At 50.6% G+C, this 12,599-nt stretch carries 7 protein-coding genes; 1 reads left to right on the plus strand and 6 read right to left on the minus strand.

Annotated features, from left to right (window positions below; all coding sequences use genetic code 11):
• Positions 1 to 49: 49 nt before the first annotated feature.
• Positions 50 to 532, minus strand: coding sequence for a hypothetical protein (locus ACN4EG_RS00250; RefSeq protein WP_431627075.1), 483 nt, complete (start codon positions 530 to 532; stop codon positions 50 to 52).
• 288 nt (positions 533 to 820) lie between these two features.
• Here ACN4EG_RS00250 and aroA point away from each other — a divergent pair, with 288 nt between their 5' ends.
• Entirely contained in the window at positions 821 to 2,170 is a 1,350-nt protein-coding gene (gene aroA / locus ACN4EG_RS00255) for a 3-phosphoshikimate 1-carboxyvinyltransferase (RefSeq protein ID WP_431627076.1), read from the plus strand.
• Here aroA and ACN4EG_RS00260 read toward each other — a convergent pair.
• The 5 genes from ACN4EG_RS00260 to ACN4EG_RS00280 all read right to left on the minus strand — a co-directional run bounded on the left by ACN4EG_RS00260 (position 2,167) and on the right by ACN4EG_RS00280 (position 12,565).
• Positions 2,167 to 6,441 carry a response regulator gene (locus ACN4EG_RS00260; RefSeq protein ID WP_431627077.1) on the minus strand — a complete coding sequence of 1,425 codons (4,275 nt, stop codon included), beginning with the start codon at positions 6,439 to 6,441 and terminating at the stop codon, positions 2,167 to 2,169. The genes aroA and ACN4EG_RS00260 overlap by 4 nt on opposite strands.
• A gap of 718 nt (positions 6,442 to 7,159) precedes the next feature.
• On the minus strand, positions 7,160 to 8,332 hold the full coding sequence (hpsP, locus tag ACN4EG_RS00265; RefSeq protein ID WP_431627078.1) for a hormogonium polysaccharide biosynthesis glycosyltransferase HpsP: 1,173 nt from the start codon (positions 8,330 to 8,332) through the stop codon (positions 7,160 to 7,162).
• 15 nt (positions 8,333 to 8,347) lie between these two features.
• Complete coding sequence (locus ACN4EG_RS00270; RefSeq protein ID WP_431627079.1) at positions 8,348 to 9,208, minus strand: DUF928 domain-containing protein; 861 nt, start codon at positions 9,206 to 9,208, stop codon at positions 8,348 to 8,350.
• A 189-nt stretch (positions 9,209 to 9,397) separates the two neighbouring features.
• Positions 9,398 to 11,401, minus strand: coding sequence for a CHASE2 domain-containing protein (locus ACN4EG_RS00275; protein ID WP_431627080.1), 2,004 nt, complete (start codon positions 11,399 to 11,401; stop codon positions 9,398 to 9,400).
• Between the two features lie 90 nt (positions 11,402 to 11,491).
• Positions 11,492 to 12,565, minus strand: a complete 1,074-nt coding sequence (locus ACN4EG_RS00280; protein WP_431627081.1) for a M23 family metallopeptidase — start codon at positions 12,563 to 12,565, stop codon at positions 11,492 to 11,494.
• Between the last annotated feature and the right edge of the window lie 34 nt (positions 12,566 to 12,599).

Here is a 12,599-nt window from a genome sequence, read left to right on the forward strand (position 1 = left end):
GCAAGTTTCAAGGGATGCTAATTATTGATGAAATTTGGCAGCAATCTGCTTAATGCTGAATATCTAATTGAAGCGTATAGCGCCCCAAGCGACTGTGGGCTGACCATAGTTCATACTCCAATGCCAACGAAGTGGGTAGGGGATTCCCGTCGAGGTGTAAACCCACTGTAAAGTTCCGCAGTTGGAGTTGGTGACTTTGGCCCACGGCATCCCCTTGGAGCCAATAACGACTCAAGCCATAGGCATTCCGTTCCCAAAGGTGTCGATAACTGAGTTTGCCATTGCCCTGCATCGTCATTGTGACGCGAAGGGGCGACATCTCGATCCAAATCAACCGGAGTTGATCCGCAGAGGGTAAACCAGGATGCTCAACTGGGGTACAAGGTTCGCAGACTTTGGGTTCCGTTAATAGGAGATGGAAGCGTTGGGCATCTCGTTGATAGAGGGTGCCAACGGTTTCGACATTAGAGCAAATCGCCAAGTCCGCAGACATCACTGAAAGACAAACAGGCCGACGAAAATGAGTCAACATAAGGGAAACCACACAATTGAGAAGTCAGAGAACAATTAAACTAAGTCGTTAGATTGAAAATTCAAATTATCCAGTCCACCCGGATCATCCTGTAATCAGAAACCCGTTAGAGACCCGTTAGAGACCCGTTAGAAATAGGCTAGAAACTGAAAACGATCAAACTAGGGGTTCTAGACATAGACCACATTGATTTGGCATCTAGAAATCCCTCTCGAATTTCCCATCTACGGCTTTCAATTCCTTGATAGGATAGACGATCGCAACTTTCGCCAGTCTATCCAATTCCCTATGGCCACAACCACCGTCATAACAGTGAAACCCGTCAGCCATCATCAGGATCTCGTGATACAGGGTGGCTCAGCTTGCAATGGACTCCGCGGACGGATTCAGATTCCCGGTGATAAATCCATTTCCCATCGATCGCTCATGCTAGGCGCATTGGCCGAAGGAGAGACGATTATCCATGGGCTACTGCTAGGAGAGGATCCGCGCAGTACGGCTGAGTGTTTTCGGGCCATGGGGGCAGAGATTTCGGAACTGAATACCCAAGAAGTTCGGGTTCAAGGGATTGGGTTAGGTTGCCTACAGGAGCCATTAGATGTGCTCAATGCAGGCAATTCGGGTACAACATTGAGACTGATGTTAGGTATTCTGGCATCCCATCCTGGGAAATACTTCACCGTGACGGGTGATTCTTCCCTGCGATCGCGCCCCATGTCTCGGGTCGTGAAACCGTTGCAAATGATGGGCGCTCAAATTTGGGGCCGTAAGGATGATTCCTTGGCACCGCTTTCCATTAAGGGGCAAGTGCTTAAGCCGATCCACTACCAATCCCCGATCGCCTCAGCGCAGGTCAAGTCCTGTGTCCTACTTGCCGGCTTGATGGCCGACGGCAAAACAACGGTGACGGAACCTGCTCTATCCCGCGATCACAGCGAACGAATGCTGCGAGCCTTTGGAGCTGAAGTCGAAGTCGATCCAGAAACCATTAGTGCCACCGTGACGGGGCAAGCACGGCTGCATGGACAAACCGTGGTGGTTCCAGGGGATATCAGTTCGGCGGCCTTTTGGCTCGTTGCAGGCGCGATTGTACCAGGATCCGATCTAACTGTGGAAAATGTGGGCATTAATCCTACTCGCACAGGAATTTTAGAAGCCCTGCAAGCCATGGGGGCGGATATTTCCCTAGAGAACGAACGGGAAGTGGCGGGAGAACCGGTTGCCGATCTGCGGGTGCGCCATAGTCAACTTAAAGCGACGCGCATTGCAGGGGACATCATTCCCAGATTGATTGATGAAATTCCGGTGCTCGCGGTGGCCGCTGCCTTTGCTGAGGGAACAACGGTGATTCAAGATGCAGAAGAATTGCGGGTCAAGGAGAGCGATCGCATTACCGTTATGGCGAACCAATTAAATGCCATGGGAGCCCAAGTCAGTGAGTTACCCGATGGCATGGAAATTACGGGCGGCCATCCTCTGACGGGCACCGAAGTGGATAGCTTTACCGACCACCGCATTGCCATGAGTTTGGCGATCGCGGCACTGAATGCAACGGGAACGACGACAATTCATCGCGCAGAAGCCGCCTCTATTTCCTACCCTGACTTTGTGGCCACGCTGGAGCAGATTGTGGGTTAAACCATGGCTGCAAACGGGCGAAGGCGGATTTTTAAATCTGCCTCGCCCCGATCGTATTCCCGTTGCGCTTGCTGAAGGAGGGGCAGAATTTGGGGCTGGGCTTGGTCAATACTGCCCTGCCGACCAAAGAGTTCTAGCTCTTTACAGATTTCGCTTAAGGGCAAGGCCCCGATCGCGGCACTGATTCCTTTTAAGGTATGGGATGCTGCTCTGAGGCCATTGGCATCCTGCTGGTCGATCGCCTGCTCCATTTGACGAAGACAAGTGGGCGCATCTTCAAAATAGTTATGAATAATTTCCACAAAGACGCTGATTCCCTCTTCACCCAACATATCGATGAGTTCGCTGATCGCTGCTTCATCGATCGCTGGCAGTTGGACGGGTTGGATGGGTGTTTCGGGCTCCATAGTACAAGCTTCAGAAGATGTAGTAGAGATTGGGAGGACTTCAGCAGTGAGGGTGAGGGTTGCAAGGCTGCGATTATCTAGCATGTCGGAGTCCTCTGAAGGAGTAAAGGTCAATCGCGGTTGTGTGTTTTTGAGCGCTTGGATGAGATCTTTAATGCGTACAGGTTTACTCACATAGTCATCCATGCCAGCATTGAGACATTTTTCTCGATCCCCCGCCATAGCATTGGCAGTCATGGCGACAATCCGGGGGCGTTGAGGAGCCGCATACCGCTTGCAGAGCTCCTGTGTTGCCGTCAAACCGTCCATTTCTGGCATTTGCACATCCATGAAGACCAAATCGTAGGTTTGGCGTTGCACGGCTTCCAAAGCTTCCAAGCCATTGCTGGCAATATCAGTGCGATATCCTAAACGTTTCAACAGTTGAATCGCTAGTTTTTGATTGACGGCATTGTCTTCTACCAACAAAATCCGCAGGGGGTGATGGGCTGCAAGTTGACTATCCAGTTGATTGGATGCAGAATTGGCCAAGGCTACGTCGGGCTTGGGCTGCCGATCGAAGATTTCCACCAGCGTGTCAAACAGTTGAGACCGTTTAGGCGGTTTAGATAAAATTCCCGCAAAATGTTGGTTATTGTTTGCTTCGCCCAGTTCACTGCGATCGAGGGAACTCATAAGCACCAAAGGTAACTTCGACCATTGCGATACCTGATGAATGGCTTGGGCGAGTTCCAACCCGTTCATTTGGGGCATTCGCAGATCGATAATCGCCAAGTCAAACGACGCATCCTGCTGGAGACAAGCCAGCGCCGATCGACCAGAATTCACAATCTGAGACACAATGCCCAAATTATTGAGTTGCTGGTGCAAAATCTTGCCATGGACAGGATTATCATCCACAATCAAGACCCGCTTACCATCCATCACATGAGAGGGCACGGCATGGGGCTGGGGGAGCGCTTGAAGGGGCTGGGCTGAAATCGTGAAATAAAAGGTGGTGCCGCGATTCACTTCACTTTCAACCCAAATGTGACCTCCCATAATTTCGATCAGCTGTTTGCAAATCACCAACCCTAAACCAGTACCGCCATATTTGCGGGTCGTGGAAGAATCTACTTGGCTAAAGGGCTTAAACAATCGATCCATCCGTTCCGGTGGAATGCCAATCCCGGAATCTTGAATTGCAAAACAGAGTTCTACGCGATCGATCAGATCATTAGAAGTATTCGAGGTTTCCACAGAACTGGGTGAAACATAGGGAGTAACAGACACCATAATTTCCCCGCGTTCTGTAAATTTCACCGCGTTACTTAGCAGATTGACCAAAACTTGGCGTAGGCGGGTCACATCCCCCAGGATACTCTGGGGCACCGCTGGATGGGTTTGGTGAGCAACTTCTAGCCGTTTTGCTTGGGCCTGGGGCATTACCAAATCCACCGCTTCCTCGAGGCAGAGTTGCAAATCAAAGGGCTGCTCCTCCAATTCCAACTTGCCCGATTCAATTTTAGAAAAGTCGAGAATGTCATTAATCACTGTCAGCAGGGTATCGCCACCGTTGCGAATCGTTTCCACAAAATCGGCCTGTTCTGGCGTCAGGGGCGTATCCAAAAGCAAACCCGTCATACCGATCACCGCATTCATCGGCGTGCGAATTTCATGACTCATCGTGGCGAGAAATTCACTTTTGGCACGGGTGGCGGCTAGGGCTGCATCGCGGGCTTGGGAAAGTTCTTGGGCCGCTTGTTGTCGTTCGATTTCACTGCCGATCCATTGTGCCATCAGATGCAGGATTTCCTGCTCGATCGATCGAAAAGGTTGCGTGCGATGCGAGAAACCATAAAACGCAAGTGTCCCGTAGAGGTGACCATGCACCCAGATGGGGGTACCCAGGTAAGACTGAATGTTGAGCTCGCGGTGGCAGGTGCGATGACGCCACTCGGAACCTGTGACCGAGAGAATGCTGATGGTTTTTTGGTGCTGTAAAACTTCTTGGCAGTAGGTTTCTGCTAACGGTAGTGTCACCTGTTTGCAGAAAGCGCCGCTGGAACACCAGGAATATAGCACTTCCACCTGATCATCGCTCACCTGGGACAGCATACCCATGTTCATGCCTAACTTCAGACAGCCCATTTTCAGCAGGTCACGGATCGCTTGCTCAAAGACTCGATCGGACTGGGAAATAATTTGATACAACTCCCGCATAGCGGCTTCGCTTTCTCGGAGTTCCTGTTCCGCCCGTTCCCGTTCCTTCAGTTCGGCCTGGGTTTGTTGATATAGCTGAGATTGTTGGAGAGCAATACCAATCTGAGTGGTTAACTGTTGCAGCAGGTCAATTTCGGGATCTTCCCAGTGGTGGGGCGCACGGCAATGGTGGGCAATCAGCAAACCCCACAGTTGATCGCCCTGCAAAATCGGCACACTGGCAATCGCCTGCACCTGCAACGCACTTAACCAGTCCACATAATCCGTTGAAAGGTTGGAATGATAAATATTGGAATGGGTCTCGGTAACTTGATCCTGGAAGATAATGGTTTGCTGCAATTGCAACGAATGATCAGCGGTGAAATGATCCTGGGGCAGTAACCAATTGGGGTCGCTCGATTCGACTAAAATGCCCCCCCCTAACTGTTCCGCAAAGCAGTAAAAGAGAACCCGATCGACATTGAGAAATTTGCGGACTTCAGCCGCAGCCGTTGTGAGAATTTTCTGGACATCAAAGGAGCGAGAAATTTCTAGGGTGATGCGGCGCATCACCCGTTCCTTATCAATCTGCTGGCATAGGTCAGCTTCTGCAAGTTTGCGTTGGGTGATATTGCTAACTGACCCCTCATAGTAAAGGATCTGGCCATCCTCTCCCCGCACCGCTCGCATATTCTCGGAGATCCAGAGGAAGTTGCCAAAGCGATCGCGAACTTGACACTCATGATCAATAATTGATCCGTTAGCAGTAACCTGATCAATTATTGTCTGACGATGGGTGGGATCAATATAAATTTCTGTGGCGATATTGCTGATGCTAGAAATAAAGTCTTCTGGTGAATCATACCCATATAGTTTAGCCAGAGCCGGATTAACACTAAGGTATTGCCCCTCGATCGTGGATTGATAAATGCCTTCCGATGCATTTTCAAAAATACTGCGATATTTTTCTTCTGCGCTGCGTAGTGCGGATTCTGCATCATAGCGGCGGCGTTCATTTCGGTAGGCAGCAATGATTCCACTACAGGTTGCTAAAAATGGTTTAAATTCTTCCAACAGTTCCGGCTGATACCCATTGGGGCGATTCGCCAGCCCAATCATCCCGACAAGGGCTCCTTCGTTGTAGAGGGGAATGCCTAAAAATGCATTGAGGGGGGGATGGCCTTTGGGTAAACCGCCGCGCCGTGGATCGGTACTAGGTTCGTTGGAAATTAGCGGTTTCCCCGTCACCAACACCGTCCCAAATAGAGTATTGAGGTTCCGGAACTCCATGCCTTTGGGTTCATACTCATCATAGAGTTGGCGGGTAGCCTCATCCCAGGCAATATTAGTAATGGAGTGGGTTTTTAAATAGGGGCAGCCCCGGATTTTCATATGGGCTTCTGGGAAGTAAGGCTCCTGGGTGGAACTGTAGAACACCTCGCCAATAAAACCGTAGGCACTATCAGTTAGGGTCAGTAAATTTTCCAGCAAACCGTTGAAGAGAGCCTTGGGCGCTTCTGCATTAATAAACTGCGACTGCGCCGCCATAATGGCCTGTAGTAAATCGTTCGGATCATGCCGTCGTGCCGCATCCTGTACATTTGCCACGGGAGAGATGGGAGGATGGGCGATGACATCCTGGGCAAAGAGGGAGTGGGGATGGGCGATCGGCAAGTCTTCCACAGGAACCTCGGGGCAATTTACTCCAAACTGAACAAATATTAGTCTCCAACCCAATAGCTATTGGAATCGATGGGTATTGAGATGGGATGCTACTAACCGATAGCTGCACCTTAGCTTAAGGATGCCCCTTCAATTTCAAAAGTCATGATTTTTACAGATAGATTCTTATACAACCTAGACAATAGAATGTTGGGAAAAACCAATTTTCTATTGTCCGGATTATGCAAAAAAAGTATGAACAATGTAATTTTGATTGTAAATTCCAAAGAATTTAACTAGAAAAATATCTACAACTCATCATCATTTGAAATCGATTTTGAAATAGACGTTGATCGTTCCGCAATCATATTGAGCCTCTGCAAAACGTTTGATGTGGACAAACGTTTATGAATGTGCTGAAGAGAAAGGACGTTGAATCTTTAGTGAGTTATATTAGACCTAAATCTATGACAAGTCAACTTCATCGAACAACGAATCAGTCGATGATTGCATAGTTAGATAATGGAGTTGATTCTAAGAATGATCAGCATTTATCAATCCAAGCACTATAAGTATTTTATTTTAGTTATCCACTATGATTAATTATTTCATCGATCTATAACGCAAATCCGGATAGACCCAAGGATCGGAGTTCATATTGGCTCTTTTGATGACATGATTTTCTGGCTATAATTCTTTCACTAATCTTGTCCTGCTGCCTTCATTAACTGTATCACCTTCATGAACCTATGACTTCCTGATACCGTTGACAGAGCTGGGTCGCGATCGCCTCCCAACTGTAATGTTTGCGGGCATAGCCTTGGGCTTGCAGTCCTCGATAGCGCAACTCCTGGTGATCCTTGAGCGCAACCTGGATTGTATTAAATACGCTATCCGCCGTACATTCACAAATCCAGCCAGATTCAGATTGTTCAATCTGTTGCCAGATGTGAACTTGATTGGAAATTATCACAGGCGTACCAACAGACATCGATTCAGCAACAGAAATACCAAAATTTTCGTAATAGGATGGTAATAGAAACAGATCTGCAATCTGTAATAGTTCAGTTTTTAGATTACCGGAAACAAAGCCTGTAATCGTTGTACGATCGTTTAATGGTGATGACTGAATACGCAGTCTGATTTGAGCTTCGTAACCTGAATCCTGGGGATTGCCGCCTGCCAGGACAAAGTGAAAGGGAGTGGTTTGGCTGAGCTTTTCTAAGGCCGGAATCAGCAAATCCAGCCCTTTTTTAGGATCAATCCGAGACATAAACAGTAGAATCGGTCGATCGCTCGGTAAATTCAGAGCAGCTTTGGTTTCAGCAACCGATCGAACAGCGGGAGGGAGTTGAACCCCCAATGGATAGATCCAATCCATACATTGAGTGCCAAATCGTTCTGAAACCTTGGCTTCCTGATCACTGGTAAAATGGAGCGCAGCCGCACCTGCCAAATTAGGGCGTTCTAATACATGAGCGTAGAGTTGTTTAATTCTCCGTTTTTTCTGTAAATCCGCTGGATCAAGGGTTCCCAGGGGGCGCAAGATATAGGGCAATCCCTTAGTTCGCACGATCGTAGCTGCTAGGGAAGTGACGGGGGAAAATAAGGCGTGAATGTGAACAACATCGTAGCGATCGACATTGCGCCACAGCCACATTAATAGGTCGATCGAAAACTTATAACGCCGAAACGGAGAACATCGGAAATAGATAATGTCGTACCCATCCTGTTCAACGGGAACCCCCAAAGGCACTGGGAGGGGTGCCTGTCCTGCATCTCCGTTGGCATCCGTGGTGAGAATCGTCACTTGCACGCCCGATCGGGCCAAAGCCGACGACAACCCCACTACCATTTGACTTGGGCCACCGTAGACCAACGAAACTGAGGGGATAATTTGCAGGATTTTCATGCGAGTTAAGGTTGGTTAATATCGCAGTTGGGACTGGGGGCAACGCACTTTCTCGTCGGAACGTGGTGCCCCGATCTGCATTTCTCCGTGGCAGCCCGTCGCCCGCTTCATTTTACGGGCTTGGTCTACCGTTTTCTTCAATCCCCCCTGTTCCAAGAGATCGAATAAAGCGGTTTTGAGCGCTTTATTTTGCGGTTGATCCAGCAAGGGGCCAGCCAAACTATCCACTGCGTCGTACCACAGTCCTGCGTCTGCGTAGATTGCCGATCGCTCTGGAATGGCTTCTACTTTAGCGAGGGCTTCTTCTAATTTTTTGGGACTCTCCACCCGTTGTAAGTTGGCTTTGATCAAACCAACATTTTCATAGGATTTCTTAGGATTGCAAACCACTTCCACTGACCACTGGTAGGTTTTGCCCGTTTGCAGTTCCGGTTGATCGCTCGGATAGGGCAACGGCATCAATCCAGGTTCACTAGATTCCACGCGCTGGATAAACAACGGTTTTTTGCCAACTTCCCCAAAGCGCATTTCGATCGGGCGCTTGCCTGTGAAATAGGCGTACAAGGTGGGGCGAGGATTCACGGTTTCTCCGGTATGCCCCACCGGAGCCAGCATGGAGAGAAACATCGACTCGCTGGTGTTCGCACACTTCACCCCAGGGCTGCTTCGTACCCCTGTACCATCTGTCCGAATCGGCGTGGGGCGATTGGGGGGATTATATTTAGCCCGTTGCGCCGCGATCGCGGGTTGGCTCCATTCCAGCAGAAGCGAATGCCGTGCCGTCCCAGCATTCACCAAACTCTGGAGAGCAATGAGTGCCGCTACGCTGGTTAAAAAGGTACTTGTGGAAAACCGGAAAGGCTGCAATCTAGGCATATTCAGGACTCCTAATAGACAGATTGAGAATGAGTCAGCAACGAAACTGGGTGACGAATAATTTAATTTGGACACGAAACACGGCGACTGCATCCCTGATTAGATATATTTCACATATGATTCACTCACACATATGATTCATTCACGATATGCTTATGCGACTGGCTGACTGGAGCACTGCCTGGAGTACTATTCCGGTGCGGTGGAAGGGACTAACACCGATTCGCTTGTCGCTAAAATTTGATAGACCTGTGTGGGTTGTTCCCGCCCTTTGAGTTGCACTGAACCGATCGATCGAGCTTCAAATTGAGATTGGACTAACTGGTATGTCGAATCACTGACCAGAACTCGGCACAGCCCACCCTCAATGCTTTTATCGAAACTTTCTAGCCGAGCCGCAATATTGACCGTATCGCCGATCGCCGTGTAATCCATGCGCTGATGTCCCCCGAGGCTGCCTGTGACCGCCGTGCCCGTAGAAATCCCAACCCTCATTTGGATCGTGGGCAAACCGTCCTTTGCCCATTTTTGGTTTAAACCCTCCAAGGCTAACCCCATTTTGACAGCGCAATCCACTGCATTGAGGGCATCTTGCCTTACCTCTTCAGGGGTTGTCCGGGCAATCGGTACTCCAAATACGGCCATAATGGCGTCTCCGATGAACTTATCGACGACGGCACCGTGATCCAAAACAATCTGAGTCATGGCTGCCATATAGTCGTTCAACCAATCCATTAAAATTTCGGGATCGGTGCGCTCCGAGATCGTACTGAAATCTTTGATATCCGTGAACAGTATTGTTACGGTCATCTTGCGACCTTTCAGCCGTCCGTTACCGAGGAGTTGATCGCGATCGCGCCAGATGGCTTCGGCAATCTGCGGGGTGACGTAGCGGCCAAAGATATTCATGACCAGCTTGCGATCGTTGCGCTCTAAACTGCCGACATAGCCCGTCAACGCGATCGCAGAGAGTCCCAAGGCCAGGGCCGGAGGCACCACGGGAATCCACCAGCCTGCTAGAAAGACTCCATAGGTGATCACAAACAAACTGCCCTCCGCCGCAGATAGGGCCAAAATGCCATAGCGTGGATTGCGGTAGATCCAGGCCAACAGTCCCCCGATCGTTGCCCAGAGCAAAATCCAGGCTGATTCCTTCGGGTCAGGGATTTGCCATTGCAGAGAAAAGCCCTTAGGAAATAATTGCAGTGGGGGATCAGCCCAAACCCGCAGATTCGATCGACCATCCAAAGCCGCACTAATGACTTGACTGGCGACATTGGCTTGAATTTCAACCCCGTGGGTTTTTTCTGGGGTGGTGATCGTATTGCCGCTGTAGGGAGTGTAGAAAAAATCCTTGAGGCTCTCCGCTGTCGGGCCAATCAAGACGATGCGATCGCGGAAAAGATTCCCAGCAATTTTGCCCTGCAAAACATCCTGCATCGGAATGGTCTGGAAGGTGCGAGAGGGACCTCGGTAGTTCAACAGAATCTGGTAGCCACCCGCATCCGCCCCCACATAGCTGCCATCATTCGGTTCAAAGATGGGAAACACAGCATTCCGCAGCCGCAGCGCCGGAGAGGTTTCACTTTCCGCCTCCGGTTGAATGCCTTGCTTGTCCAAATACATCAGCGCGAGACGCAGCCCTAAACTTTCCAAGGATTCACTGCCGTCGGGGGTTGTCCAGTAGAGCAGGGCGCGGCGCAGTTTGCCATCGCCATCGGTCACGATGTTATTAGAAGCCGTCTGGCCCTTTTGTTTGAGCAGATTAGCAGTATTGACTGCCGAAGCATCTTGGCTACCGAGGCGTTTTTCAATGCCAATTAAGTTGGGCAGCTTTGCTAAAACTTGGGTCAATCGTTTAGAACCCGGTTCGACGGGCACATCCCGGAAAAAGTCCAGCCCGATCGCGCGGGGTTGTTGCTTCTGGATGTTTTCGATCACCTGCGCCAGGGTGTTGTCGTCCATGGGCCAGCGCCCGATCGCCTGAATATCTGCCTCGTCCACGCCCACAATGACAATGCGATCGTCCGTCGGTTCCTGGGGCCGCAGCCGAAAATACTGATCCAGTGCCATCCATTCCAAGGGTTGCAGCCAGCCCAATGCCCGCAACAGCACGATCGCCCCTGTGACCGCTGGAATAATCATCCAAAGGCCACGCCACTGCCAAAGTTGTTTACCAAGGCGGTTCACCATAGGAAAAACCTGGGATCTTGTTCATGGGTTCCATTTATTAGATCCCACCCCTAAGGGTGCCCACCAGGAAACAAAATTGGGCAGTGAAAATTACGATCGCGGTTGAGTGGCCTGGGGAGTGGCTGGATTTTTCGCGACTTGCAGGGACTTAACCAGATCGGCCATGGCGGTTTCTAGCTGGAGTCCGGCATCCATCGCAACCCAGCCTTCATCGGTCAGTTGGCGCAGTTCAAAGTGCAGGTGTGGCCCGGTGGAGTTCCCCGTACTGCCCACCCGACCGATCGCAGCCCCCTGCTGGATCAGTTCCCCTGGTTTTACAAAAATTTCCGATAGGTGGGCGTAGAGGGTTTGTTGGGTGCCGTCGGTATGCTCGAGGGCGATCGTCAAGCCATAGCCTCCCAGAAAATCAGCTAGCAAGACTCGCCCCGCTAAAGCAGCTAACACAGGCGTTCCCATGGGTGCGCCGATGTCCGTTCCGGTGTGCATCCGTTGTTCGCCAGTAATGGGGTGGATGCGCCAGCCGAAGAGAGAGGTAATCGGCGCGGGGATTGCCAGGGGAAACATTAATTTCAGGTTGCCATTGCCCATGCGACCAAAGGGACGGATCAGCTTTTTGCTGAAGTAACTGGGGGCGCTGGCGATCGCGTTGGGATTGACGGTTGCCGGAGTCCAACTGGGGCCACTGGCAGAAAAATTGAGCGACCCGACGCGCACAGGGGCTGCACTGGGGCTGGAACCGACTGCAATCGCTGACCCTGAAGGTGCGGGCTTACCATCGGCTGCGGGCACTTCTCGCTGGGTCGCTCCGAGGCTGTAATCGGTGCGATCGATAAAGACATCCGCTGATTCGACTTGCTGAGGCGGTTCGACTTGACCGGCGCTGTAATCAGGTTCATGGGTCTGGGAGGGCGCATCGATCGGTGCAACGGGCACCGCTTCGGGGGATCCCGCACCGCCCAGGCTGTCTCCCGCAGGTTCAGTCACCGCTGGAGCCGGACTGGCAAATTCTCCAGCGCTCTCTTGGGCAGCGGTTTGGGCAAGGGCGATCGGTGCAAAAGCCACCAAACTCAGCAGGCCGCTTAAGCTCAGCCAGATCGATCGACGATATCGTACTTTTCCAGAACGAAGAAATTGGTGTAACTGAATCTGAGGCTTGGAAGTCATGGTTAGAAAGGGATAGGCAATGAGAGTAGGAAAT

The sequence above is a fragment of the Alkalinema pantanalense CENA528 genome (genome assembly GCF_050753345.1).
GTDB lineage: Bacteria > Cyanobacteriota > Cyanobacteriia > Leptolyngbyales > Leptolyngbyaceae > Alkalinema > Alkalinema pantanalense.

Coding starts and splice junctions, on each gene's coding strand:
- ACN4EG_RS00250 (WP_431627075.1), bottom strand. CDS start 532: ATGTTGACTCATTTTCGTCGGCCTGTTTGTCTTTCAGTGATGTCTGCG.
- aroA (WP_431627076.1), top strand. CDS start 821: ATGGCCACAACCACCGTCATAACAGTGAAACCCGTCAGCCATCATCAG.
- hpsP (WP_431627078.1), bottom strand. CDS start 8,332: ATGAAAATCCTGCAAATTATCCCCTCAGTTTCGTTGGTCTACGGTGGC.
- ACN4EG_RS00270 (WP_431627079.1), bottom strand. CDS start 9,208: ATGCCTAGATTGCAGCCTTTCCGGTTTTCCACAAGTACCTTTTTAACC.
- ACN4EG_RS00275 (WP_431627080.1), bottom strand. CDS start 11,401: ATGGTGAACCGCCTTGGTAAACAACTTTGGCAGTGGCGTGGCCTTTGG.
- ACN4EG_RS00280 (WP_431627081.1), bottom strand. CDS start 12,565: ATGACTTCCAAGCCTCAGATTCAGTTACACCAATTTCTTCGTTCTGGA.